The 23658-nt window shown below is 60.3% G+C and carries 18 protein-coding genes, 1 tRNA gene and 1 pseudogene; 13 read left to right on the top strand and 7 right to left on the bottom strand.

The features are described 5' to 3' along the window. The first annotated feature begins 65 nt into the window (after positions 1 to 65). A complete protein-coding gene (locus PYH37_RS18930; protein ID WP_280732988.1) occupies positions 66 to 1610 on the top strand; it encodes a peptidoglycan DD-metalloendopeptidase family protein in 1545 nt (514 codons plus the stop codon). On the opposite strand, the gene PYH37_RS18935 is transcribed toward PYH37_RS18930, so the two are convergent. Then, positions 1598 to 2491: an ATP-binding protein gene (locus PYH37_RS18935; RefSeq protein WP_280732989.1), complete on the bottom strand. Its 894-nt coding sequence runs from the start codon at positions 2489 to 2491 to the stop codon at positions 1598 to 1600. The two genes, PYH37_RS18930 and PYH37_RS18935, sit on opposite strands and share 13 nt — an antisense overlap. Before the next feature lie 340 nt (positions 2492 to 2831). Here PYH37_RS18935 and yajC point away from each other — a divergent pair, with 340 nt between their 5' ends. The 5 genes from yajC (at position 2832) to PYH37_RS18960 (ending at position 7624) form a co-directional block, all read left to right on the top strand. After that, complete coding sequence (yajC, locus tag PYH37_RS18940; protein WP_280732990.1) at positions 2832 to 3167, top strand: preprotein translocase subunit YajC; 336 nt, start codon at positions 2832 to 2834, stop codon at positions 3165 to 3167. Positions 3168 to 3221: 54 nt separating this feature from the next. Further along, the gene (gene secDF / locus PYH37_RS18945) at positions 3222 to 5798 is read left to right on the top strand and encodes a protein translocase subunit SecDF (RefSeq protein ID WP_280732991.1); all 2577 of its coding nucleotides are present in this window, start codon (positions 3222 to 3224) and stop codon (positions 5796 to 5798) included. 2 nt (positions 5799 to 5800) lie between these two features. Then, positions 5801 to 6187, top strand: coding sequence for an Mth938-like domain-containing protein (locus PYH37_RS18950; protein ID WP_280732992.1), 387 nt, complete (start codon positions 5801 to 5803; stop codon positions 6185 to 6187). A 21-nt stretch (positions 6188 to 6208) separates the two neighbouring features. Then, entirely contained in the window at positions 6209 to 7051 is an 843-nt protein-coding gene (locus PYH37_RS18955) for a phytoene/squalene synthase family protein (protein ID WP_280732993.1), read from the top strand. Between the two features lie 90 nt (positions 7052 to 7141). Continuing rightward, a complete protein-coding gene (locus tag PYH37_RS18960; protein WP_280736094.1) occupies positions 7142 to 7624 on the top strand; it encodes a hypothetical protein in 483 nt (160 codons plus the stop codon). Between the two features lie 43 nt (positions 7625 to 7667). Here the strand turns inward: PYH37_RS18960 and trmFO are convergent, their stop codons facing one another. The 3 genes from trmFO to PYH37_RS18970 all read right to left on the bottom strand — a co-directional run bounded on the left by trmFO (position 7668) and on the right by PYH37_RS18970 (position 9907). After that, complete coding sequence (gene trmFO, locus PYH37_RS18965) at positions 7668 to 9086, bottom strand: methylenetetrahydrofolate--tRNA-(uracil(54)-C(5))-methyltransferase (FADH(2)-oxidizing) TrmFO (protein ID WP_280732994.1); 1419 nt, start codon at positions 9084 to 9086, stop codon at positions 7668 to 7670. A 100-nt stretch (positions 9087 to 9186) separates the two neighbouring features. Beyond that, positions 9187 to 9330: a DUF1127 domain-containing protein gene (locus PYH37_RS32455; RefSeq protein ID WP_425336098.1), complete on the bottom strand. Its 144-nt coding sequence runs from the start codon at positions 9328 to 9330 to the stop codon at positions 9187 to 9189. Between the two features lie 433 nt (positions 9331 to 9763). Continuing rightward, the gene (locus tag PYH37_RS18970) at positions 9764 to 9907 is read right to left on the bottom strand and encodes a DUF1127 domain-containing protein (RefSeq protein ID WP_280732995.1); all 144 of its coding nucleotides are present in this window, start codon (positions 9905 to 9907) and stop codon (positions 9764 to 9766) included. A gap of 1071 nt (positions 9908 to 10978) precedes the next feature. Between PYH37_RS18970 and PYH37_RS18975 the strand changes: the two genes are divergently transcribed. The 4 genes from PYH37_RS18975 (at position 10979) to tig (ending at position 14694) form a co-directional block, all read left to right on the top strand. Further along, positions 10979 to 12091: a DUF2157 domain-containing protein gene (locus PYH37_RS18975; protein WP_280732996.1), complete on the top strand. Its 1113-nt coding sequence runs from the start codon at positions 10979 to 10981 to the stop codon at positions 12089 to 12091. Beyond that, positions 12088 to 12681, top strand: coding sequence for a GDYXXLXY domain-containing protein (locus PYH37_RS18980; RefSeq protein ID WP_280732997.1), 594 nt, complete (start codon positions 12088 to 12090; stop codon positions 12679 to 12681). Before PYH37_RS18975 ends, PYH37_RS18980 begins: the two co-directional genes overlap by 4 nt. 269 nt (positions 12682 to 12950) lie before the next feature. Next, a tRNA-Leu gene (locus PYH37_RS18985) sits at positions 12951 to 13035 on the top strand. A gap of 177 nt (positions 13036 to 13212) precedes the next feature. After that, positions 13213 to 14694 (top strand): trigger factor, encoded by a 1482-nt coding sequence (gene tig, locus PYH37_RS18990; protein WP_280732998.1) that lies wholly within the window; start codon positions 13213 to 13215, stop codon positions 14692 to 14694. Between the two features lie 74 nt (positions 14695 to 14768). On the opposite strand, the gene PYH37_RS18995 is transcribed toward tig, so the two are convergent. Both PYH37_RS18995 and sthA read right to left on the bottom strand, forming a co-directional pair. Continuing rightward, on the bottom strand, positions 14769 to 14990 hold the full coding sequence (locus tag PYH37_RS18995; protein ID WP_280732999.1) for a hypothetical protein: 222 nt from the start codon (positions 14988 to 14990) through the stop codon (positions 14769 to 14771). Between the two features lie 140 nt (positions 14991 to 15130). Further along, a complete protein-coding gene (gene sthA / locus PYH37_RS19000) occupies positions 15131 to 16537 on the bottom strand; it encodes a Si-specific NAD(P)(+) transhydrogenase (RefSeq protein ID WP_280733000.1) in 1407 nt (468 codons plus the stop codon). A gap of 288 nt (positions 16538 to 16825) precedes the next feature. Between sthA and PYH37_RS19005 the strand changes: the two genes are divergently transcribed. After that, positions 16826 to 17809: a magnesium and cobalt transport protein CorA gene (locus PYH37_RS19005; protein ID WP_280733001.1), complete on the top strand. Its 984-nt coding sequence runs from the start codon at positions 16826 to 16828 to the stop codon at positions 17807 to 17809. Between the two features lie 136 nt (positions 17810 to 17945). On the opposite strand, the pseudogene PYH37_RS19010 reads toward PYH37_RS19005, so the two are convergent. Then, positions 17946 to 18104, bottom strand: a pseudogene (locus PYH37_RS19010) (JAB domain-containing protein); the annotation flags it as partial. A 528-nt stretch (positions 18105 to 18632) separates the two neighbouring features. Here PYH37_RS19010 and PYH37_RS19015 point away from each other — a divergent pair. Both PYH37_RS19015 and PYH37_RS19020 read left to right on the top strand, forming a co-directional pair. Further along, positions 18633 to 19256, top strand: a complete 624-nt coding sequence (locus PYH37_RS19015; protein WP_280733002.1) for a hypothetical protein — start codon at positions 18633 to 18635, stop codon at positions 19254 to 19256. 173 nt (positions 19257 to 19429) lie between these two features. Beyond that, positions 19430 to 23638, top strand: a complete 4209-nt coding sequence (locus PYH37_RS19020; RefSeq protein ID WP_280733003.1) for a choice-of-anchor X domain-containing protein — start codon at positions 19430 to 19432, stop codon at positions 23636 to 23638. Positions 23639 to 23658 lie beyond the last annotated feature (20 nt).

The raw sequence follows: 23658 nt of genomic DNA on the forward strand, positions 1-23658 counted from the left end.
CGGGCGGTAACTCTAATGCGCTTTAATCATTCCGAAGAGAGTTGCGTTCGGAGTGGGTAAGCGTCATGCGTAAATTTGTATCTCCCAGTGCAGGGAAGTCGATGATCCGCCTGTTTGCGGCGGTCTTGCTGGCCAGCGTTGCGACCGGCTGCAGCTCCGACGTCAGCCGTTTCGATGGGCTCTTTTCGAGATCTGACGATGTCACCACCGGTTCGATCCCGCGGGACGTGGCGCCTGTGCCGAAGGGTGATGTTGCAAGTGGGCAGTTCACGGCTTCCGGCTCCGGCGTCGCCCAAAATCAGGCGTACCCGGCTGCGGGTCAAAGCGCCGGCTATGATCCAATGACCACGGCAAGCGCGCCGGTCTCCAGTGCGCGTGTCGCCTCCACGCCGATGAATGTTCAGCGTTCCACTCTCGCCGAACCGTCCGCCGTTACCCGCCAGCAGCCTCCGGCTCAGGCGTATCCGACGCGCCAGGCGCAGCCGGCGCTCGCGAAAGCCGAGACGATGGCGGCGGTCGCCAAGGAGACGGCGAGCCGGGGCGGTTGGACTACCGAGAACGCGCCGGCGGTCATGGTTCGCCAGGGCGATACGGTTGCTGTCCTCGCCAGGCGGTTCGGTGTGCCAGAGAGGGAAATCCTCAAGGCGAACGGCTTGAAATCCGCAGGGCAGGTCGAGCCTGGCCAGCGTCTCATTATTCCCGCATTCGGCACCGCAAGCAGCGCTGCAAAAGCGGCCGCGTCGAGTTCGATGGCGGACCTCGATGGCGGCAGAAAGCGGCCGTCCCCTCTGCCGACGGATCAGCGGGAGGTGGCCATCCTCCCCGGCCAATCGCAGTCGCGTGAAAAGCCCGAAGGTCGCAGCGACGTAGCTGCAGGCAAACTGAATGCCGCTGGCGAGGGTAGTCGCGGCGAAGGCGTCTACACGGTCAAGCCAGGTGACTCGCTGAACCGGATCGCCAAAGCCAACGGCGTGTCGGTCAACGCTCTGAAGCAGGCAAACGGCCTTACGACAGAGGCTATTCGAGTCGGGCAAAAACTGAAGATGCCTGGTGCCACAGGTGCTGCAACCGACGCAGTTGTCACAGCCTCCGTTTCCACCAACAAGGTGGAAACCAAGGTGGCGTCGATCGACCAGAGCAAGCCGGCGGAATATAAGCCGCCGGTCGCCAAGGAGAGCGTTTCCGAGGTTGCGATCAAGTCCGACGTTGACGAGGACCTGCCGAAATCGACCGGTATCAGCAAATACCGGTGGCCGGTACGCGGCGCAGTGGTCGCCGCCTACGGTGCAAATGTCGACGGCAACCGCAACGACGGCATCAATATTTCGGCGCCAGAAGGTACGCCCATCAAGGCAGCCGAGAACGGCGTGGTCATCTATTCGGGCAGCAGCCTGAAGGAATTGGGCAATGCGGTGCTGGTCCGCCATGATGACGGGACGGTCACGGTCTACGGCAATGCTTCGGAACTCAAGGTGCAGCGCGGCCAGAAAGTGCAGCGCGGCCAAACGCTTGCCGCTTCGGGCATGACCGGCAAGGCGGCCCAGCCGCAGGTGCATTTCGAGGTTCGCAAGAACGCGACCCCGGTTAATCCGGTCAGCTATCTTGAATAGGTGCCATCGCTAGGGCTTTCGAGCTGCCGGCGTAGGCGGCCGGCCAAGTCCTGAATGAACTGCCAGGCGACGCGGCCGGATCTCGCTCCCCGCGTCGTTGCCCATTCCAGAGCTTCCGCGTGGAGAGCATCGCGCTCGACCGGCATTTGATAGAAGCGGGCATATCCGTCGACCATCGCCAGATAATCTTCCTGGCTGCATTTATAGAAGCCGAGCCATAGGCCGAACCTGTCCGACAGCGAAACCTTCTCCTCCACCGCTTCCGACGGATTTATCGCGGTCGACTGCTCGTTCTCCATCATGTTGCGCGGCAGCAGGTGCCGGCGGTTGGAGGTTGCATAGAGCAGCACATTGGCCGGGCGGCCCTCGACGCCGCCGTCAAGAACAGCTTTCAGCGACTTGTAGGACGTATCGTCGTGGTCGAAAGAAAGGTCGTCGCAGAAGACGATGACCGGCATCGGCGCAGCCTTCAAAATGTCCAGCAGGACCGGCAACGTCGCAATGTCTTCGCGGTGCACCTCGACGAGCTTCAGCGCGGCGCCGGTATCGCGCGCGACCTGCGCATGGACCGCCTTGACAAGCGAGGACTTGCCCATGCCGCGTGCACCCCAGAGAAGCACGTTGTTCGCCGGATAGCCTTCGGCGAAGCGAAGAGTGTTGTCGAAGAGAATATCGCGGACATGGTCCACGCCCGTGATCAGCGCAAGCTCGATGCGGTTCGGCCTCGCGACCGGCTGCAGATGGCGCGTGGCGGGCGCCCACACGAAGCACTCGGCCTGAGCCCAGTCGTTCGCCGCAGCTTGCGGGCCCGCTATCCGTTCGACCGCTGCCGAAAGCTTCTGTATTTCGCTGATCAGAATGTCGATCTTGCTTTCGCGCATATGTATTCCTCCGGCAAACTGAAACGGCGGCCTTGGCCTGCGCCGCCTTGCATCGGCTTGAAAGCACAAGCGCCGTAATTCCTTGAAATGCTGCGCCGTTCATCCTCCGGTCGTATCCATCAAGGCGGATCGGCGACAGCTTTTTTTCGGTAGCACGATGGTTTGCGCTGGAAAAGGCCGAGTGCGCGTGCTCGGGGGGTTCTCCTGTTGCGCAATTTGTGTCAGAGGCACAGGAACGGAGAAGGGCGCCGACGTTTTGCGTTGGGGTAACGCTTCCCCCCATATTCCGGCGGATTTCGCGTGGGGCAAGCCCGCGCATTTTGAACTCAAGGAGTGATCGATGTTTATTACCGAAGCTTTTGCGCAGACAGCCGCCCCCGGTGGTGCCGGCGGCGCCGATATTTTGATGTCCATCCTGCCGTTCCTGCTGATCTTTGTCGTCATGTATTTCCTGATTATCCGCCCGCAGCGCGCGCAGATGAAGCGTCGTGAAGAACTGCTGAAGAACATTCGCCGCGGCGACCAGATCGTCACTGGCGGCGGCATCGTCGGCAAGGTGACCAAGGTGGTGGACGATGCGGAACTCGAGGTCGAGATTGCCGAAGGCATCAAGATCCGCGTCGTCCGCAGCGGTGTCTCCGAAGTTCGCGTAAAGGGTGAGCCGGTCAAGGAATAGTCCCCAGGCACGAGCCACGACCGGCGGAGCCCGGCGAATGGAGCATTTCGAGGCATGCCCAAGTTCTCGCCGTTGAAAAACACGCTCATCTGGCTAGTCGTTCTGGCCGGCTTTGTTTTCGCTCTGCCGAACCTCTTCTCAAGAGAGCAACTTGCTGCATGGCCGGAGTGGCTGCCGCATCGCCAGGTGCCGCTTGGACTGGATCTCCAAGGCGGTTCGCACATCATGCTGAAAGTCAGCCGCGACGACGTCGTAGCGGAGCGGCTGGAGGCGACGATAGACGCGATCGGCAAGGCCCTCAGGGATGCAGACATCGCGTATATGGGCCTGTCCGGCAGCGGCCAGGCGATTCAGTTCCGGCTTCGCGATCCGTCAAGGACGGCGGCGGCGCGCGAGGCACTGCATGCCCTGACCGCTCCCGTCGATGGGGCCGGACTTATCCGGAACCCGGTTCAGGAGCTGGTTTCCGTGGCAAACGACACCGGCGACACAATACGGCTGCACCTGACGGATGAGGGCCTGGATCTGAGGGTTTCCGCAGCCGTTACACAGTCTATTGAGGTCGTTCGTCGGCGCGTCGGAGAGGTCGTCGCCGTCGAGCCGACCATCCAGCGCCGCGGCGGTGACCGCTTGATCGTCCAGGTGCCTGGGTTGGACGACCCTCAGCGTTTGAAGGATCTCCTCAGCCAGCGTGGCAATGTCACCTTCCAATGGCTTGATCCGTCGATGCCGCCGCAAGAGGCGGTCGATACCCGGCCGCCGGCGACATCCGAGGTGCTCTATTCCCTCGACGATCCGCCGGTTCCCTACCTGGTCGAAAAACGTGCCGTCGTTTCGGCGGCGGACTTTGTCGAGCCGCAACCGGGCTTCGATCGGGCGACCGGCGAGCCGATCGTCAACGCCAAATTGACGCCCGGTGCATTCGAGCGCATCGGACCGTTGCTGCAAACTGAATCAAAAAGGCAATTCGCAATCGTGCTCGATGGCCAGGTCGTCTCGACGCCGGCCCTCGCGGACGCGATACGCGACGGCACCGTCATGATTTCGGGCAATTTGTCCGAAGAGGGCACCAACGATCTCGCTGCGCTGCTGCGCGCCGGGCCGCTTCCAGTGTCGCTGACGGTGATAGAGGAGCGCACTGTCGGGCCGGAGGTCGGCACCGATGCAATCGCGAACGGGCGCAACGCCGGAATGATTGCAGCGCTGGCGGTCGCCGCATGCATGATTGCCTTCTATGGCTTCTTTGGGCTCGTCGCCGTGGTTGCGGTCATTGTAAATCTCGTACTGATCATAGCAGTGCTTTCGCTGCTGGGCGCCACGCTGACCTTGCCCGGTATCGCAGGGATAATCCTGACGATCGGTGTAGCGGTCGACTCGAACGTTCTCATCTATGAGAGGCTGAGGGAGGAAGCGCGCAGCAGCAGCGAACCCCTGCGAAGAGCGCTCGACAACGGTTTTTCGCGGGTCTTGAGAAGCATCATCGACGCGAACCTGACGATGCTGATCGCGGGCGTCATTCTTCTCTATCTCGGTTCCGGCGCCATTCGCGGCTTTGCCGTTACTCTCGCCATCGGTAGCGTGACCACCATTCTGACAGCGCATAGCCTGACGCGCCGGCTTATTCGCGGATGGTTTCGCCGCCGTCGGCCAAAGCGCCTGCCGAGAGGGATCCGCACTGGCTTCTTCGGCCAGGCTGACATCCGGTTCATGGCTATCCGCAACCCGGTCTTCATTCTGATGGCGGCGCTCTCGCTCGCCTCGCTCGTCCTCCTGACCAGCCTTGGGCTCAATCTCGGCGCCGACTTCAAAGGCGGTTCCATCATTGAACTCAGGGCGAAAGCGGGCGCAGCCGATGTCGCCGACATCCGCGCGCGTCTCGATGAGTTGAACCTCGGCGAAGTTCAGGTCCAGGAACTCGGTTCGGGGCGCGATGTCCTTGTCCGTATTCCTTCGCAGGAGGCCGGCGATAATGCCGAGCAGACCGCTATCGGGCTTGTTCGCGCCGAACTGGAAGATCGGTACGCATTTCGGCGCGTGGAGGTGGTCGGTCCCGCCGTCTCCGGGGAACTGACGCGGGCCGGAACGCTTGCCTTGGCGGCCGCGATGCTTGCTGTCCTGCTCTATGTCTGGCTTCGTTTCAGCTGGCGGTTCGCTGTCGGGGCTATCGTTGCGACACTGCACGACCTGCTGTTGACCTTGGGGTTCCTCGTGGTGGTGGGCGTGGAGTTCAATCTTGCCAGCATCGCTGCGCTGCTGACGATTGTCTGTTATTCTCTGAATGACACCATGGTGATCTACGACCGTATTCGGGAAAATCTTGTGCGTTATCGCAAGATGTCGCTTTCCGTGTTGATCGACACATCGATCAATCAGACCTTGTCGCGCACCGTTCTAACGGCTCTGACGACGACGCTGGCGCTCGTCGCGCTCCACCTGTTCGGGGGCAGTGGGCTTATCGAATCCTTCAGCGCGACGCTGCTTTTCGGCGTGCTCGTCGGAACGCTATCGTCGATCTATATCGCAGGACCCGTTCTTATCCTCTTCAATCGTCGAAACGAGCACTTCCACAACGGCGAGAGTCCAACCGACCGATCCGCTGCACCTGAAAGCACAACAACGGGTACTGCCTGACCATGGCAAAAGGTATCGAGATGCGCGAAGCGCACTTTCCAGGCCGTGCGCCGATTGATGCTTACGGCAACGGTGGCTTCCGGTTTGCCGATATGTCGCATCGGGGCTCGGTGCTGATGTTGCCGTCCGGCGTCTACGCATGGGATGTCGCCGAAGGTGATGCGTTTACGGTCGAACAATTCCAACGCGTTCTGGATGAGGCAAGGCAGATCGAAGTGCTGCTGGTCGGGACCGGTCGCGAAATCCGTCCTTTGCCTGCGGAGCTGAAGGCGGCGCTGCGTGCCGCCAAAATTTCTTCCGATCCGATGAACACCGGGGCGGCAGTGCGGACCTATAATGTGATGCTTGCTGAATCGCGCGCCGTCGCTGCGGCATTGATCGCGGTGTGACGAGTTTAAAGGAAGCTGCGCGTGCAAGACCCTGATGCCCAGATTCTCGCAATTCTGCGAGACACAGACCGCGACCGCTATCTCGCCTGCCTGCTTTCGCCCGCTGAGAAACAGCCTTCACTTGCCGCCCTCTATGCATTTTATGCGGAGATTGGCCGGGTCCGCGACCTGATACACGAGCCGTTGCCGGGCGAAATCAGATTGCAGTGGTGGCGCGACATTCTGGAAAAAGACCGATCGACAGGCGAGGGCCATCCATTGGCCGAGGCTCTGCTGCAGTGCATCCGCGAACATCGTCTGCCGGTTGCCGTGCTGCTGAACATGATCGACGCGCGGATTTTCGATCTTTATGACGATCCCATGCAGGACCGATCGGCGCTGGAAGGATATGCCGGTGAAACCGCGTCGGCGCTCATTCAGCTTTCGTCGCTGATTCTCGACCCGGAGAGCGCAGCGAGCTCGGCAGAGGCCGCCGGGCATGCCGGTGTCGCCCAGACGATAGCCGGTCTGCTGATGCTTCTGCCAACCCACACCCGGCGTGGTCAGGTCTATCTGCCGGCGGAACTCCTGCGGGCGACGGGGCTCGAGAGGGAATCGCTGCTGGCCGGCCGCGACGAGGAGGCGATTGGCAGGGCGGTTCGAGCCTTCTGCGGTCTCGGCCGGGACCATCTCGCAAAGGCACGCCAGAACATAGGTTCGATCTCTGCCAAGAATTTCCCGGCTTTCATTCCAGTCGCCCTAGCCGAGCCGGTGTTCGATCGTGCCGAGGCAGCCGGGGACCGCACCCTTCAGCATTCCGTTCAGCCGCCGCAATGGCAGCGGCAATGGCGGATGTGGCGGGCGAGCCGTCGCAGGCGCTTCTGACGACGAAGCTGCGATTGCTTGGTCAAATTGGCACAAGCCTCGCAAGATAGAACTCCCGTTTATCGGATTCCTGCCTTAAGGGCCCACGCAATGCTTTGGTTGCTGCTCATCGTATTGGTTATTCTCGTCGGTGCGTTCTACATCTGGATGAACGCGCGGGCAGAGCGTGATCTCGACAATCCCGATGCCGGTTCTGCCATGGTCGAATTCGGCCGCGCGTTCCCGGAGGAAGCAATCCGTGCGCTGCATTCGACGATCGATAGGAAAGCCATCTTTCTCCGCCTGCATGACGGCAAAGCGGGCTTCATTCAATCACATGGCACCCACTACGTGTGCCATGTGATTCATCCGGGCAAGGTACGGGTGAACAGTTCCGCGACGGGCCAGGGGCTGATCGTTCACTTCCCCGATTTCGCCTATTTGGACAACACCTTTGAATTCCAAACGGCCGCCGAGGCCGCCGAAGTCTCGCTCTGGCTGCTTGGCAGTTTCAGTCCCAAATCCGAGCTGGAGGCGGAGTCGCCGGACGTTGCTGCGGTGTGTGTCGCTTCAGATCCGCAAAACCCGCTCTAATATTTCGATTGCTGCAGACGGCACGGGTAACTGATTGAATCTGCTACGCGGATTTACCGAGCCAGCTTGCGCAATCGCTGAGAGCCCGTGAAGCGATCGCCTGCTTCTTCGCCTGTGCCTTTTCCTTGCCGCGGAAGCGCTTGGCGCCATCGGGTTTTGTCAGAGCGCCAGCTTCCAGCGGCGGGAACAGGCCGAAATTGATATTCATCGGCTGGAACGAGCGCTTGCCCGGCTCGTCGTCGGAAACGATATGGCCACCGGTGATATGATTGAGCAGCGCCCCGAACGCCGTGGTCGCGGGTGGAATCGACGGCGTTTCCCCCTTGCGCTCGGCTGTCGCGAACCGGCCGGCAACCAGGCCGATGCTGGCGCTTTCGACATAGCCCTCGCAACCGGTGATCTGGCCGGCGAAACGCAAACCAGGCCGGGACTTTAGCGTCAGTGACTGATCGAGCAGCGTCGGCGAATTAATGTAGGTGTTGCGATGCAGGCCTCCGAGCCTTGCAAATTCGGCGTTCTCGAGGCCGGGAATCATCCGGAAGACTTCCGCCTGCGCGCCATATTTCAGTTTCGTCTGGAATCCCACCATGTTGTAGAGGGTTCCGAGCGCATTGTCCTGGCGCAGTTGCACGACGGCATAGGGCTTGACGGTCGGACTATGGGCATTGGTTAGACCCATCGGTTTCATCGGGCCGTGGCGGAGCGTCTCGCGCCCGCGTTCCGCCATCACCTCGATCGGCAGGCAGCCATCGAAATAGGGCGTGCCTTCCCATTCCTTGAAGCCCGTCTTGTCGCCGGCAATCAGCGCGTCGACGAAGGCGTTGTACTGCTCCTCGGTCATAGGACAGTTGATGTAATCCTTGCCCGTACCGCCGGGGCCGACCTTGTCATAGCGCGATTGGTGCCAGCATACGTTCATGTCGATCGTTTCGGTATAGACGATCGGCGCGATCGCGTCGAAGAAGGCGAGGGCATCGGCGCCGGTTTCGTGACGGATTGCCTCGGCAAGAGCGGGCGCCGTGAGCGGGCCGGTGGCAATGATCGCGAGGTCCCAATCCTCCGGCGGAAGGCCGGATACTTCTTCGCGGACAACCGTGATCAAGGGGTGATTCTCGATCGCAGTGCTGACGGCTTGCGAGAAGCCATCGCGGTCGACGGCAAGCGCTCCGCCGGCCGGCACTTGGTTGCGGTCGGCGGCCTGCATGATCAGGGAGCCAGCGAGCCGCATCTCAGCGTGAAGCACGCCAACGGCATTGCTTGTCGCATCATCGGAGCGGAAGGAATTGGAGCAGACGAGTTCGGCAAGCCCATCGGTCTTATGCGCATCGGTACCGCGCACCCCACGCATCTCGTGCAGGATGACGGGCACGCCGGCCTCGGCGATCTGCCAGGCGGCTTCCGACCCGGCGAGACCGCCGCCGATGACATGAATGGGGGAATAGGAGGACGTGTTATGCTTCATGCGCGGCTTCCTACCACAGCGGCCCCCCGGTTCCAATTACGAAGAAACGAAAACGGCGCCCGAAGGCGCCGTCTTGGAAGGTCGATAACGTCCGTTCCGATTAGCGGAAGGAACGGGCCGCAATGTTGCGGATATCATAGCGGGTGATGCCGATATCATTGAGAGCGTGGTTCGACAGGCTGCCGAGCTCACTAACGGTGCGGCGATAGTTGATCCAGCTTTTTGCAATACGAATCGGGTTCATGGTCTTTTCCTCAAGATCGATTAGTCGCGACAGTGATTTGTCTGCGTCGTTGAGGTTCTTATACGCTTGTCTAACTAGGACATGGAGTGCAAAGTAGATGCATCTGCTATGCATTTGTGCACTGCATCGCCAAATTCGTGGGCACAAAATCGGCAAGCCCGAAAATGCGCCAGGCGTTGAGATTTGATTAAAATTGCGAGCTGCTCCGCTAAGCGCATGTATGTCCGCCGTTTTTCACCATTTGGATCGCTGCCTCGTGCGCGCCGAGGAATAAAGCTGGCGATGCATCTCATCTGATAATCGCCGGTGCGCCGGAAAGCAGTTTCGCAGGTGCGAAGACGCATTGCAGCGGGGAACATTCCGGCAAAGAAAAACGCCCACCGGAGGGAATCCGGTAGGCGTTTTCTAGGGTCGCTAATTGCGAAACTTTTACTTACTTGACCGCCTGGCGAGCAACGTAGGGAATGTCGCCACGGCCGATGCCGAGGTCATTCAGTTCACGGTCGCTCATGCGGCCGAGTTCGTTGCAGGTCTGACGGTACTTGCGCCAGTTGTTGAAAGAGCGTGCGAGGTTCATGATCCTAATCCTTTCCTAGGGTCGTTTGCCAGCGCTTGTCTCTCTTGCTGGCCGTCATCTCATGGTCTGGAATATAATCGATTTGACCGGTAATTACAGAGACGATGCTGCATCGCACCCATGCAGTTCCTGCAATCCTCGCCATGGGCGTTAACTCGTCTTTAACCCCTCATTGTCCTCCCCGTCCGGTCACGCCGGTCGGGGCCGCAAGCAACGGCGGAGGAGGCGCAAAAAACAACGCCCGCTGGGGGAGGAGATCCAGCGGGCGTTGCTTGTTCTGATTGGCAACCGGGAGGAGGAGTGTCGCCAATCCGTATCGGGAGCGCTGGGAGGAGGAGTGCGCTTCCCGATCGATGAATTGAAGATAGGTACAAACCCCTGAATTGTGTAGGGCGTATGCTGAATGGCACCTATGCGAAATGTGCATGGCTTTCCAGCCGAAGTGGGGAAAGTGCTTCAATATTGTGCAAATTGGCTCTTCGCGCTGCGGAGCTTGCCAGATGCCTCAAGAAGCTTGGAAAAGAATAACGCCCGCTGGGGGAGGAGATCCAGCGGGCGTCACAAAAGCGATTGGCAACCGGGAGGAGGAGTGTTGCCAACCATATCGGAACAGCGCTGGGAGGAGGAGTGCGCTACTCCGAATTCCGACGAGCTCAAGCTCGGGTCTTTCCGGACTTCCGGGAGCGGGCGACCAGTCCCGCCGGCTTCCATTCGGTTCGTCGCCTCCTGTAGCCTTTCGATGGTTTCAATATAGTGGTCTTAAATCGATTTGTGCAGTGCAATATTAACATGGAAGATATGCGCGTTACGCAATTCCAAATCCGGCTGCCGGGTGAACGGACAGCCGCCGCTGAAATTCGCGGAGTTGACCGGATTATCCGCGCTAGCTTTCTGTTGTTTTTTCGGGCCGATCCATGATTTGTTGTGCGGACCGAAAAGTCTGAGTGTCTCAGCGTAGCCCCGCGTCTATTCGGATGCGCAAAGTCGCTGTAGCACTTTGAATTCGCATAAGTTCCTTAACTCGATTCCGATTTAAAGAATAATGCAGTCCCGCCGAGATCAGGAGATGGCATGTATCGCGGACGCTTGGAACGGGACCTGAAGCGCTGGGTGGATCTCGGCTTGCTGCCGGAGCCATCCGCGAGGGCCATACTGTCGGAATACGACTCGCGCAATTCCGCGTTCAATGTCGGCCGCGTGCTTCTCGTTTTGGCTGCGTTGCTGGTTTCGGCAGCCGTTTTACTTCTGGTTGCGGCAAACTGGGAACTATTGCCTCGGCTTGTGCGCGTCGCGGGCATAGCCCTGTTGATATGGACTAGCCATTTCCTGGGTGCCTATCTCCTCGGGCGCGGCGCACGGGCGCCGGCTGCCGCTTTGCTCGTTCTCGGTACGATGTCCTTCGGCGCCGGAATAGCGCTCGTCGGCCAGATGTATCACCTCTCCGGCGATGCGGCGGACGCCATGCTCGTCTGGTTTACCGGAGCGTGTTTTTCCGCCGCCGTTTTTGCTTCGCCGGCCGTCACTGCTGTCGCTGCGGCCCTTGCTTGGGCCTTTCTCGTCACCCTGCTGATGACAGGGGGCGGCCTCGTGCCGACCACCGGCATCCACATATGGCTTGTGCCGATATTGGCCGCGATCGTGATCGTGCTCGTCCGCTATACCGAGGCCGGACGCGTCCGCCATCTGGCTTATCTTCTCTGTGTTGCCTGGTTAGGCGCTCTTTATGCCTCAACTGACGAAATTTGGTTCGCCGCCCTTCTATTCGTCGGCGGCCTTGCCGGCTTCCTGCTGGCGTCGCTGCCGCAATCGCCGCTGTACCGATTGGCCTCCGAGGCCGGATCCGCGCCCTCGTTCTATTCCTTCGCTGTCGCGATCCTTGGGTTGGTCGCGCTACAGACCGAACTGATGAGCCTATGGGGTGAGATCGCCGTCGGCGCTGCTCTGCTGGCCGTCGCTCTGCTGGGAATTGGCCTCGGCGGCGCCCGCAACGGCGCGGTTCGCTATCTGGGCTATGTCGCTTTTGCCGGGGAGACGTTGTATCTGGCATTCGCGACCCTTGGTTCGATCCTCGGCACCTCGGGTTTCTTCCTGGTAGCCGGCGTGGTCGTCGCACTTGTCGCCTGGCTCGTCATCCGTCTTGAAGGTCGATTGAGGCGAGCGCCGCCGGAGGGAGCTTCGTCATGACCGACACTTCGCCGTCCCGTCGCCGGATTCGCCCTTTCGTTGCCGCGCTTGCGGTCGCCGTGCTGCAAACCGCAGTGCTTGGCTACATGATCGAAAGTCGAGCTTCTATTCTGCGCAACGGCAAGGATGTCCTCTTGAAGATTGCGCCTGTTGATCCGCGCGACCTGTTGCGCGGTGATTATATCATCCTGAGCTATGAGATTTCCCGAATTCCGGCGGATCTCGTCGTGGGCGGCTTTCCCCAAGAGGGCACTGACGCCGTACTTTTCGTGCGGCTCAGGGAGCAGGCGGACGGCTTCTGGGCGCCGGCGGAGGCTTCTTTCAATCCGCTGACCCCGACCGCCGACAGTGTGGTCATCCGATCGCTTCCATTCTCTTATTACCCGCTGCCCGGCATGCCGATGGAAGCCCTGCGCCCGGACTACGGCATAGAGCGTTACTATGTTCCCGAAGGGGAAGGGCGGGCGCTCGAAGCTGCGCGTTCCAATCAGGGGTTCGCCATCAACGTTCGCATCGACTCCGCTGGGCGCGGCCAGATTAGGCGTGTTTTGATGAATGGGACGCCAATCTATGAGGAGCCGCTTTATTGAAGCCGCCCCTCGCGATTGAATAGGAGCGGCATCATTTTCTTGCCTGTATCCGCGAATAGAATCCCTGCGTCGACTGGTCGATATCGGGCCTGGGCAGTGATGGCGGCGGGTGCGCAGCGTCATGCATTTTCCCTTTGATCCCGCGAAAACGAGTGATATAGAGACGCCGCGCTCGGGATGCCCTAAACCCTTCGCACGTCCAGAATATCCGCGGCGTTCCCGCTGGTTGGTGTTGCGGTAATGCGATTGGGCGGTGCGATTGTCTGAACGCGGGTATGGTGAAATTGGTAGACACGCCAGATTTAGGTTCTGGTGCCGCAAGGCGTGGGAGTTCAAGTCTCTCTACCCGCACCAGGACAATATAGCAGCCACGTTGTCGGTATTCGACGACGATGAGGGCGGTGGAGTGCCATTTTGCTTGCAAAACGGTCACGGATTTGCGTAAAGCCACTCCCGGCAGATGGATCGGCTCACGTGCTCGCCAAGCCTTTCGAGGGAAGAGCACTGTCAACGTGAAATGAAGGTTTGAACATGCAGGTTATCGAAACGCTCGCTCAAGGGCTGAAGCGCGAACTCAAGGTCGTCATTCCGGCCAAGGACATGGAAGCTCGGATGAACGAGCGTCTGGCCGAAGTGAAGGACCGCGTCCGCATCAACGGCTTCCGCCCGGGCAAGGTGCCGGTTGCGCATCTGAAGAAGGTATACGGCAAGTCAATCATGGCCGATCTCGTCAACGAGATCGTTCGTGACAAACCGACCGAGATCCTGACGGAGCGCGGCGAGAAGTCGGCAACCCAGCCGGAAGTTGCGATGACCGAGGACGAGGCCGAGGCCAACAAGATCCTCAATGCCGAAGCCGATCTGGAGTTCACGGTTGCCTACGAAATCATTCCGGCGATCGAGCTCAAGGATGTGAGCGGCATCAAGGTAACCCGCGAAGTCGTCGATATCGGCGAGGACGAAGTCAACGAGCAGATCCTCCGCATCGCCGAGAGCGCCCGCACCTACGAATCGAAGAAGGGCAAGGCCGCCAACGGCGACCGCGTCACCATCGACTACCTCGGTAAGGTTGACGGCGTCGCCTTCGACGGCGGCAAGGATGAGGACGCCGAACTGGTGCTTGGCTCCAACCGTTTCATCCCGGGCTTCGAAGAGCAGCTCGTCGGCGTGAAGGCGGGCGACGAGAAGTCGATCACCGTAACTTTCCCGACTGATTACCCGGCTGCCAATCTCGCCGGCAAGGAAGCGACCTTCGACATCACCGTAAAGGATGTTGCTGCTGCCGCCCCCATCGAGATCAACGACGAGCTGGCGACCAAGCTCGGGCTCGAATCGGCTGAAAAGCTGAAGGAAATCGTTCGCGGTCAGATCGAAAGCCAATACGGCTCGGTGACCCGCCAGAAGGTCAAGCGCCAGATTCTCGACCAGCTCGACGAGCTCTACCAATTCGAGACCCCCGAACGTCTCGTCGACGCCGAGTTCGAAAACATCTGGCGGCAGATCAACACCGACCTGCAGCAGGCCGGCAAGACCTTCGCTGACGAAGACACCACCGAAGAGGAAGCGCGCGCCGAGTACCGTAAGCTCGCCGAGCGCCGCGTCCGCCTCGGCCTCGTTCTTTCCGAAATCGGCGAAAAGGCCGGCGTTCAGGTCAGCGACGAGGAAATGCAGCGTTCGCTGTTCGAGCAGCTACGTCAGTTCCCGGGCCAGGAAAAAGAGATCCTCGAATACTTCAAGAAGACGCCGGGTGCTGCCGCTTCGCTGCGCGCACCGCTCTTCGAAGAGAAGGTCGTCGATCACCTGCTGTCGGAAGTCTCGGTAACCGACAAGACGGTTTCCAAGGAAGAACTGATGGCTGACGACGAGGAGGCCGACAGCAAGCCGGCTTCCAAGAAGACGCCTGCCAAAAAGAAAGCTGCTACCAAGTCTGAAGCCGGCGAAGGCGAAGAAGCTGCCGCGCCGAAGAAGAAGGCACCGGCCAAGAAGAAGGCCGCCGACGAGAGCGCCGAGTAATCGGATCTGCTCTTTGGAAATTGGGAGGCCCTGCCGCGTGGCGGGGCCTTTTCCGTTTCGGGTTCCGATGTCGTCTACGGAAGGTCGAGCAACAGCGCGCGATCCTCGAAGCGGATGATGTCGACATCCTTCGTCACCAACATGTAGTCGGCAAAACGACCGTACTTGCCATAGTGCGAGGTGCGTGTGTCGGTATACGCGCGTGAGACGACGAGCCAGTCTGGCGAAACGCCGGGAGAGCGCACGACCTCCTGCAGGCATAGGACATCTACGTCGACATGGGCAAGATACGTCATCAACGGCTCAAGGAACTTGCCGCCCCCCGGGCATTGAGGGATACGATCCGCATCTTCATCACCTATTTACCGACGCACTCGGCAGGCGCGGCTACCTGATTCGGGATCGGCGCTTAGGTGCCTGCCAGTGTTGCGCGCATTCAGACCGTTGACTTTATCTCGCCCATCCGGTTCCAAGCATCGAGCCCGGCAATCTTGTAGGCCTCGGCAAGCGTTGGATAGTTGAAGGTATTTTCGACGAAATATTCGACCGTGCCCTTGAGGTTGAGAACTGCCTGGCCGATGTGCACGAGTTCTGTTGCGCCTTCGCCGATGATGTGCACCCCGAGCAGACGCCGAGTCTTTAGCGAAAAGATCATTTTTAAGAGGCCGGAGTCGAGGCCCATGATGTGTCCGCGCGATGTTTCGCGGAACCTTGCGATGCCGCATTCGTAGGGAATGCCGCGTTCCTTGACCTCTTCTTCCGAAAGCCCGCAGGTGGAGATCTCGGGCACTGCATAGATCCCGTAGGGAAAGTACTTCTGTGGTTCCTTGGCGATTGCGCCGACGGCGACGCGTGCGGCGACGCGCCCCTGTTCCATCGATGTCGAAGCGAGGCTTGGAAAGCCCACGACGTCGCCGGCCGCATAAATGTTCGGAACCGAGGTCTGGAACGTTTCCGGATTCACCTTGAGCCGTCCGCGGCTGTCGGCTTCGAGACCGGCTGCGGGCAGGTTGAGGGCGTCGGTCGCGCCTATGCGGCCGGCTGCGAACAGAACCATTTCGGTCGATATCTTGCGGCCATTGTTCAGCGTCAGCTGCACTTTGCCGTCATCCAGCCGCTCCACCTTCTCCGCCTTCTGGCCGAGATTGAGCTTCATGTTGCGGTCACGCAACTGATAGGTGAAGTCTTCGACGATTTCCCTGTCGATGAAATCGAGCATCGTCGATTTCGGGTCGATCACTGTCACCTGTGTGTCGAGCGCACTAAAGATCGTAGCGTATTCGATGCCAACCACGCCGGCGCCGATCACCACAAGCGAACGCGGTAGTTCTTCTATGTCCAGAAGCTCATCGCTGTCGACGACGGTCTTCCCGTCGAAGGGTATGTAGTCCGGACGGAACGGTTTCGTTCCAACAGCGAGCAAAACGCTCGTGCCGGAGACAAGGATGCTTTCACCATCGTCCATGATGACATCGAGCGTGGTCGGGCTTACGAAACTCGCCTTGCCGCGAATGTGCTGCACCCGATTTCGCGCAAACTGATGTTCGAGAACCTCAACCTCGTGGTCGAGCGTGATGAGGAGACGCCGGCGCAGGTCTTCGGCGCTAATTTCTTGCTTCACCCGGTAGGCGCGACCGTAAAAACCGCGCTCGCGCCAGCCGGACAGGTTCAGCGCCGTCTCCCGAAGGGTCTTCGACGGAATGGTTCCGGTATGAACGGAAACGCCGCCGACACGCTTGCCCTGCTCGATGACAAGAACCTTCTTGCCGAGCTTTGCGGCCTGGATCGCGCCCCTGCGCCCTGCGGGACCGCTACCGACGACAATGAGATCGAACTGATTCATGAACGCTTCCCGTGAGGCCAGAGTGGACCGTTGTGCAATGCGGCAAATTTCGCGCGACTCCATCTATACCGTCAACCGCATGATTTGATGAAGTGCAATACGCAATGATCTGTCGTGGATGCGTCCGTTGCGAAATGTGGTTATTCTGGAGCGGGCTAGGGATGCTGATTCCAGCCCGCGGCGAAGAGGTTAATGGAGCGCTCGAATGGATTGGGTTGGATGAACGAATCTGGCGCAAGCTCGCGGCCCACCGCTGATGACCGAGGTCAAGCGCTTCCGCCGGAAGAAATGCATAGCAACCGGCCCGGCGTCGTGGCGGCCGCCGTCTATCAGAATGGCCAGCGTCTTCGCGACATTCAGATCGAAGAAGCCAGTCAATGGAGAAACCGGGAGAATGTCGTCGTCTGGATCGGTCTGCACGAGCCGGATGAGATGCTGCTGCGCCAGGTGCAGGCCGAGTTCAATCTGCATGACCTGGCGATTGAGGATGCCGGAAAGGCGCATCAGCGGCCGAAGCTGGAAATCTACGGGGATGCGATCTTCGCCGTGGCCCGGACCGCCCACATGATGGGTGACGAGATCGCGTTCGGCGAGACGCATCTTTTCGTCGGGCGCGGCTATATCGTTTCTGTGCGCCACGGAGCGTCCACGTCCTATATGGCGGTGAGGCAGCGATGCGAATCTTCTCCCGCGGCGCTCGCCCACGGTGAGAACTACATTCTCTATTCCATTCTCGATTTCATCGTCGACAACTACATGCCGGTGGTCGAAACGATCCACGGTGAGGTCGAAAAGCTGGAGGACCGCCTGCTGCGCGGCCGGCTGGACAAGGCCGACATCGAGCGGCTTTACAAGCTGCGTCGCAACCTGCTTCGCCTGCGCAACGCGGTGGTGCCCCTGGTGGATGTGTGCCGCCGGCACGAGCATCTCGAACTTCCGGGAATGGACGCGGCAATGCAGCCTCTGTTTCGTGATGTCACCGATCATGTCCGGCGGGTTCAGGAGGACATTGACGCCCTACGAGAGGTGCTTGCCTTCACGTTCGAGGCGAGCCTGATGATCGGCCAGTCGGAGCAAACGGAAATCTCGCGCAAGCTTGCCTCATGGGCAGCCATTCTGGCCGTACCGACGGCGATCGCCGGTATTTATGGCATGAACTTCGATGCCATGCCCGAACTCAGATTCCGCTACGGCTATTTTGTCGTCCTGGCCGTGATCTTCGCACTCTGCGCGACGCTCTACCGGCTCTTCCGGCGCGCGAGATGGCTGTGATCAGAGCGAAATGCGCGGGGGTTTTCGCCCGCCGTCCGGCTAGAGCGCCGTGCGTTCAAGTGAACGCACAAAGGACGCTCTAGCACTCTAGATTCTAGAGCATCTTGTCCGCTTCCAAGCTTGAAAGCGGGATGCTCTAGAACAATCGAAGTCCCTTGAGGCTCGCGTGCCCGTCCTTGCCGATGATGATATGGTCATGGACGGTAATCCCGAGCGGCTTCGCGGCTTCGGCAATCAGCTTGGTCATTTCAATATCCGCACGCGACGGTGTCGGATCGCCGGACGGGTGGTTGCGCATGACGCCATTTGAAGGGCCTAACCCGCTGGAATAAAAGGAATAACCTTGACGCGCAGGTAGGCGCGGGGACCGGTAATTGGGGGCGGTCAAAAATGCTCCGTAGGAACTACGCGACGCCCGTTGGGCCAATCTGTTGATCAAAAACTGTAACAGCTCGTCTTTGCAACTATGGAATTTCAGAGAATGGTTGTATAAACGGAGGCCAATGAAACCTCTCCACTAAGCGGCACCGTTTGCAAGTGGGCGTTGTAGAATCCAACTATATCTCAGCTAGACGTCCGAGAATAAGTTAGCCCCAGGTTTTTGGGACACTTGCAAGCGGGTCCGTTTCAATTCAAGGGGCCGGCTCATCTGGCAGCCACGTTCATGAACTTGAAAGTGTGTGGCTGAGAGCTGTTTCAGAAGTAACTGCGTTGCGGATCGCGTTCTGGCAGGTTTTTGCGAGTGCCTGTAGGACGTTGAGATCAATTTAATGTTATTCTTTTCGGCCGGACGCATTTGACCGACGATTGGATGATTGCTCCAATGAAGCTTAGGCTTGTCCTTACCTGGCTGCTGATCGTCGTGGCATTGACGGCTCGTGCCCAAGAGTCGCGCGAGGCCGCTGACTGGCCGATCCGGGTTGAGGAATTGCTCGCCGTGCACCGCTTCGAACTCGAGGAAGGCTTCGAATTCGACTGGAGCGCCGAAGCAAGAACCGTACGCTCCGGCACGCTGGTCGTCATCAAGGTCGACCCGGATATCGTCGTGCCGCGCAATGCGCCCGAGCCGATCCTATATGCCGGGGATCGCACCGTGCAGCGACTCAATCGAGGCTCCGGCTCCGGCGTGGTCATTGGCATCATCCCTGGCGACATTGACCTTTCTGTAGCGCCGCTCTGGTTCGGCGCGCCGGGGCTTCCGGAGAGCGTGACGGCCGAGACCATCCGCAATGAGCGCCTGCTCGCCGAGCGCGCAGAGATCCGGCCTTTCGCGAGGGAAGTGGTCGAACGCGTCAGGGCCGAGCCGCTGGTCGCCAATGATCTAGCCGAGCTATTACGCACGCATGTCGCTGATCTTGTGCTGCAATATGCGCCCCAGGAGAGGGACTTGGCCGAGAGTTGGCGGCTGCCGGTCGTTTCTGCGCCCCAAAAGGATCGCCGCCCCTAAAACGTCTCGCGTTCAATCGGATTCATTCGAGGCGCTTTAGATTTCGCTTTTGTTGCATGTCGTTACTCCGAAACCGCTGCGCATTGAGACACCAGGCGTGAAATTTCGAACACGTATTTCCGAAGGACGCTTTGATGTCACCCTTCCGGGGAGCCTTTGTTTGCATATCGGGCGTGTTGACGGCGCTGCAAGCAGCGTGTGTCTGGGCTCAGACCGCTACTGAGCTGGCCGGAAATCCACTAACGGAATTTCCGCGTTTCGAGTATGTGCGCGCGTTTAATCAGAACGCGCCGGTATCCGTCGCAATCGATACGACGCGCTTTCCATCGATCGCGGGGCAAACCTGCGATGTCTACGTGACCGCCGCCAAGACGGCCAGCCAATGGGCTTCGAACGCGACCTTGATCGATGTGACGCCGGGCGGCGCGCAGGCCAAGGCATTCTCGGCCGGAACGATCCAGGCCAATACCGTCCAGGTCGCCTCGGCAGGCGATCTCAATGCCGATGCGGGCACAGGGCTCGGCGTCGGTTACGACGTGGTACTCGACTGCGACCAGAACGGGATGTTGAGCACCGCCGATTTCATTGACGGGCTGGACGACGAGGCGGGGCTCTACGTGGTGCACGACACAACCGAAGCCGGCCCTCTCGCAGTGACAGAGCTCCAATACTCAATCGATTCCACCACCGGCTCGACCTATGGCATCCCGAGCAATAAGCTCGCGCAGGACCTCTACTATCCCGAAAACATCGGTTCGCTCGGTCAGCTACCGCTAATCATCATCAGCCGCGGCAACGGCCATGACTTTCGCTGGTACGACCACATCGGCTTTCACATGGCCTCTTACGGCTATGTGGTGATGAGCCATGACAACAACACCGAGCCCGGCACGCAGTCGGCTGCGGTCACGACGCTCGGCCACACCGACGCATTCATCGACCTCGCAGGCTCGGGTGCGATCGCCAGCGGAGACCTTGTCGGCCACATCGACACCAGCCGGATCGTCTGGATCGGCCATAGCCGCGGCGGCGAGGGCGTGGCGATCGCCTATGACCGTCTGGTGAACGGCTCCTATACCCCATCGAACTTCACGCGCTCGGCAATCAAGCTGATCAGCTCGATGCTGCCCACGGATTTTTACGGCACCGGTTCGGCCTCGTCCCTGCCTTCGAACGCGCCGTCGCTCGGCATCGCCAATCCGCACGATGCGAACTACCACCTCTGGACTGCCGCGGGCGATTCGGATGTTAACGGCTCTGCCGGGTGTCCTCTTTGTCAGACATTCCATATCCATGACCGCGCCACAGGCTACCGCCAGTCGACCGTGGTGCAAGGCACCGGGCACGGCTGGTTTCACGATCAAGAAAGCGCGAGCGCAGCATTCACAGGGCCATGCGCCATCGGCCCGCCGAACGATCTGACCCACGACATCCAGCTCGGTCACTTCCTACCGCTGATCAAGCACTATGTCGAAGGCAACGTGCCCGCACTTGATTTCCTGACCCGCCAGTACGAGCGTTTCCGGCCGATCGGCGTGACGACAAGCAACCCCTGCGTGGTCGTTACCCACGAATACCGCAACGCGTCTACGCTCGGGAACTTCGTCATCGACGACTACCAGTCACAACCAAGCGACGGCATCAGCAGCTCGGGCGCCCAGGTGCTCTACGACGTCCAGAACCTGACCGAGGACCGGCTCGACGACAACGACAGCTCCTTCAGCTGGACGACCTCCGATCCCTTCAACGGCGCGACGCAGGCGCATGATACCGACGACAGCCGTGGCGTGATCTTCGACTGGACCGACCAGGACCGGTTTTACGAGTGGGAGGTGGCAGCAGGGCGGCGCGACTTTACTGCGCACACTTTCCTGTCGTTCCGCGGTGCGCAAGGGACGCAGCACCCCAACACACTAGCCGACACGAACGATCTGACCTTCACGGTGACATTGCGCGACCTCTCCGGCAACACGAGCTCGATCAATATCGGCGCTTATGGCGGCGGGCTCGAGCAACCCTATGCCCGATCGGGCGGCTGGCACAACGAGGTGGAAACGGTGCGGATACGCCTCACCGATTTTCTGAACAATGGCAGCAACCTCGACTTGTCGAACATCGTCGCCGTCCGACTCAATGTAGGACCAAGCTGGGGTTCGAGCCGCGGCCGCGTCGTCATCGACGACGCAATGCTGACAAATGACGTTCCGCCCGGTGCCCCGGCGCTGCCAATGCTTCGCGTTTCCGAGGTGGTGCTCGACTACGGCGAAGTAGAGCTCGGCTTTGCCTTCAGCAAGGCCATCGTCCTGCACAACGACGGCACAGCGCCTCTCACCGTATCGGTCGACCTCACCACGTCGCCGGGCGATCCCGGCCTGGCCCATTGGTCCGAGATTGACGAGGCGCCACCGACCACCATCGCGCCGGGCGATCCGCCGCTGATCCTGCGCCAAACCTACGAGCCGCAGGGGATCGGCAATCATCTGATCCAGATGCAGGTGACAAGCAATGATCCGGCAGCGGCGACCGTGCCGATCACGCTTGTTGGCGAGGGCGTCACCCCCATACCGCTCGACTCGATGCTGGTTCTCGACCGCAGCGGCAGCATGAGTGATCCCGCCGGCGACCGGATCAAGATCGAGGCATTGCGCGACGCAGCGATGCTTTATACCGACCTGCAGCGTCCGGACATCGGCGGCACCGGCTTCGGCGACAAACTTGGCTTCTGGAAGTATAACCACCAGAACAGCCAGTATCTTGCGCTCGACTTCGTTACCGCCGCCACGAGCGGCGACGTCGCGGCGTCCGAGCTGAGCGCAGCGGCACTCACCGACACGGCGCGGCTGCGCCCCGCCGGAAGTACGGGTATCGGCGGCGCAATGCAGAACGCCGCCGCGGCGATGGGCGGCCCGCTGACCGACCGCAAGCAGGCGATGGTGGTGCTGACCGACGGCATCGAAAATGTGAGCCCCTACATTCTTGATGTCATCGGTCCGATCCAGGCGGCCAATCCCAATCTTCAAATCTACAGCGTCGGCCTCGGCTCGAACATCGAGGCCGGCAAGCTGCAAAGCATCACCAACATGGGGACCGAGGGCTATCACCAGGTCTCCGACTCGTTGACCGGCGAAAGCCTGTTCGAACTGGAAAGCTTCTATTTCAAGATCTTCTCGAACGCGACGGGCATGGATCTGGTGGTCGATCCGACCCATGTGGTCGACCTGCGCTCGCCGGATCCGATCATCGTCGACACCGCACGGATCATCTCGTCGGACCGGAACGCCAACTTCCTGGTGATCGATGATCCCGCGCTCAGGAGTTTCTACGATCTCGAACTCCTCAGCCCCACCGGCGCTGTCATCGTACCCGGCGTCACTATCGGCGGCATCCCGATCCAGGAATCGCGGCGCGGTACCTATCGCATCTACCGCATCGTGTTCCCGGATGTTTCTCAGGCGGGCAGCTATGTGGGTGACTGGGTCCTCCGGCTTACTCCCAACGGCAAGTGGAACCCCAGGAGCGTGAAGCAGGCGCTCGGCGAATCGCGCTTTACGCATTCGAGCTTCATCGACCCCAACCGCGGACTGATCCCGATCGGATTCGCCGCGGCGGTGTCGTCGAACTACCGCCTTGCGGTGAGCACCCGGCCCGACCGCTTCCTGCCCGGGGTGTCGGTGCGACTCGAGGCGCGGCTGAGCGATCGCCACTGGCCGATGCCAGAGGGCCAGGTGAACGTCCGCGTGACCGGCCCGGACCATGCCACTCACACCGTGGTGCTCTTCGATGATGGGACCCACGGCGACACAGTCGCCGGCGATGCGGTCTGGACGAACAGCGTTACCGACACAGGCAAGGCCGGCGTCTATGAATTCCTGTTCCGTTCAACGGGAAGCAACGGACGGGGCGAGCTGGCGCCGCGCGAGGCCAGCCGGTTCGTGACCCTTGCTGAGGTCGAGCCGACGCCCGACGGCGATCTGGGTGAGCCCGGCAAAGGCGCCGGCACTGCTGTGGCGTCCTATCTCGTCGGCACCTATGATTTGCGCGAAGGCCGGACGCGTATCCATGTGATGAACCCAACCGGCGAGAAGCTGATTGCCCTGATCGCGCTCTTTAGCGTGGATGGAAAACCGCAGCGCTGCGTCGACCGCGAGCTCCCGCCCAATGGTCTGTTTGAGCTTCAGGTCGGTGACCTGGACCCTGAAGTGCTGTTCGGCGTCGTCAAGGTGGTCTCCCTCGACCCCGAACGCCGCCTTCCGAAGCTCGGTGTTGTTGGTAATCAGCATATCCGTTACGAGCGGGGTGCCGTAAGCGAGACAGGTCTCCACCCGGTTTCGGACGCCATCCTGAACGGCGATTTCAGGCGGATCATGGGTGCTTGCCGATAGGATTCTGTGCTGCGACTTGC

It is taken from the genome of Sinorhizobium numidicum (assembly GCF_029892045.1).
Lineage (GTDB): Bacteria > Pseudomonadota > Alphaproteobacteria > Rhizobiales > Rhizobiaceae > Sinorhizobium > Sinorhizobium numidicum.

What these genes read in the sequence shown, in the direction of transcription:
- PYH37_RS18995 (WP_280732999.1), bottom strand. Translation starts at nt 14,990, where the DNA reads ATGACGTATCTTGCCCATGTCGACGTAGATGTCCTATGCCTGCAGGAG.
- sthA (WP_280733000.1), bottom strand. Translation starts at nt 16,537, where the DNA reads ATGAATCAGTTCGATCTCATTGTCGTCGGTAGCGGTCCCGCAGGGCGC.
- PYH37_RS18975 (WP_280732996.1), top strand. Translation starts at nt 10,979, where the DNA reads ATGTATCGCGGACGCTTGGAACGGGACCTGAAGCGCTGGGTGGATCTC.
- PYH37_RS18980 (WP_280732997.1), top strand. Translation starts at nt 12,088, where the DNA reads ATGACCGACACTTCGCCGTCCCGTCGCCGGATTCGCCCTTTCGTTGCC.
- PYH37_RS18960 (WP_280736094.1), top strand. Translation starts at nt 7,142, where the DNA reads ATGCTTTGGTTGCTGCTCATCGTATTGGTTATTCTCGTCGGTGCGTTC.
- PYH37_RS19005 (WP_280733001.1), top strand. Translation starts at nt 16,826, where the DNA reads ATGCATAGCAACCGGCCCGGCGTCGTGGCGGCCGCCGTCTATCAGAAT.
- PYH37_RS19015 (WP_280733002.1), top strand. Translation starts at nt 18,633, where the DNA reads ATGAAGCTTAGGCTTGTCCTTACCTGGCTGCTGATCGTCGTGGCATTG.
- tig (WP_280732998.1), top strand. Translation starts at nt 13,213, where the DNA reads ATGCAGGTTATCGAAACGCTCGCTCAAGGGCTGAAGCGCGAACTCAAG.
- trmFO (WP_280732994.1), bottom strand. Translation starts at nt 9,086, where the DNA reads ATGAAGCATAACACGTCCTCCTATTCCCCCATTCATGTCATCGGCGGC.
- secDF (WP_280732991.1), top strand. Translation starts at nt 3,222, where the DNA reads ATGCCCAAGTTCTCGCCGTTGAAAAACACGCTCATCTGGCTAGTCGTT.
- PYH37_RS18970 (WP_280732995.1), bottom strand. Translation starts at nt 9,907, where the DNA reads ATGAACCTCGCACGCTCTTTCAACAACTGGCGCAAGTACCGTCAGACC.
- PYH37_RS18950 (WP_280732992.1), top strand. Translation starts at nt 5,801, where the DNA reads ATGGCAAAAGGTATCGAGATGCGCGAAGCGCACTTTCCAGGCCGTGCG.
- PYH37_RS18935 (WP_280732989.1), bottom strand. Translation starts at nt 2,491, where the DNA reads ATGCGCGAAAGCAAGATCGACATTCTGATCAGCGAAATACAGAAGCTT.
- yajC (WP_280732990.1), top strand. Translation starts at nt 2,832, where the DNA reads ATGTTTATTACCGAAGCTTTTGCGCAGACAGCCGCCCCCGGTGGTGCC.
- PYH37_RS32455 (WP_425336098.1), bottom strand. Translation starts at nt 9,330, where the DNA reads ATGAACCCGATTCGTATTGCAAAAAGCTGGATCAACTATCGCCGCACC.
- PYH37_RS18930 (WP_280732988.1), top strand. Translation starts at nt 66, where the DNA reads ATGCGTAAATTTGTATCTCCCAGTGCAGGGAAGTCGATGATCCGCCTG.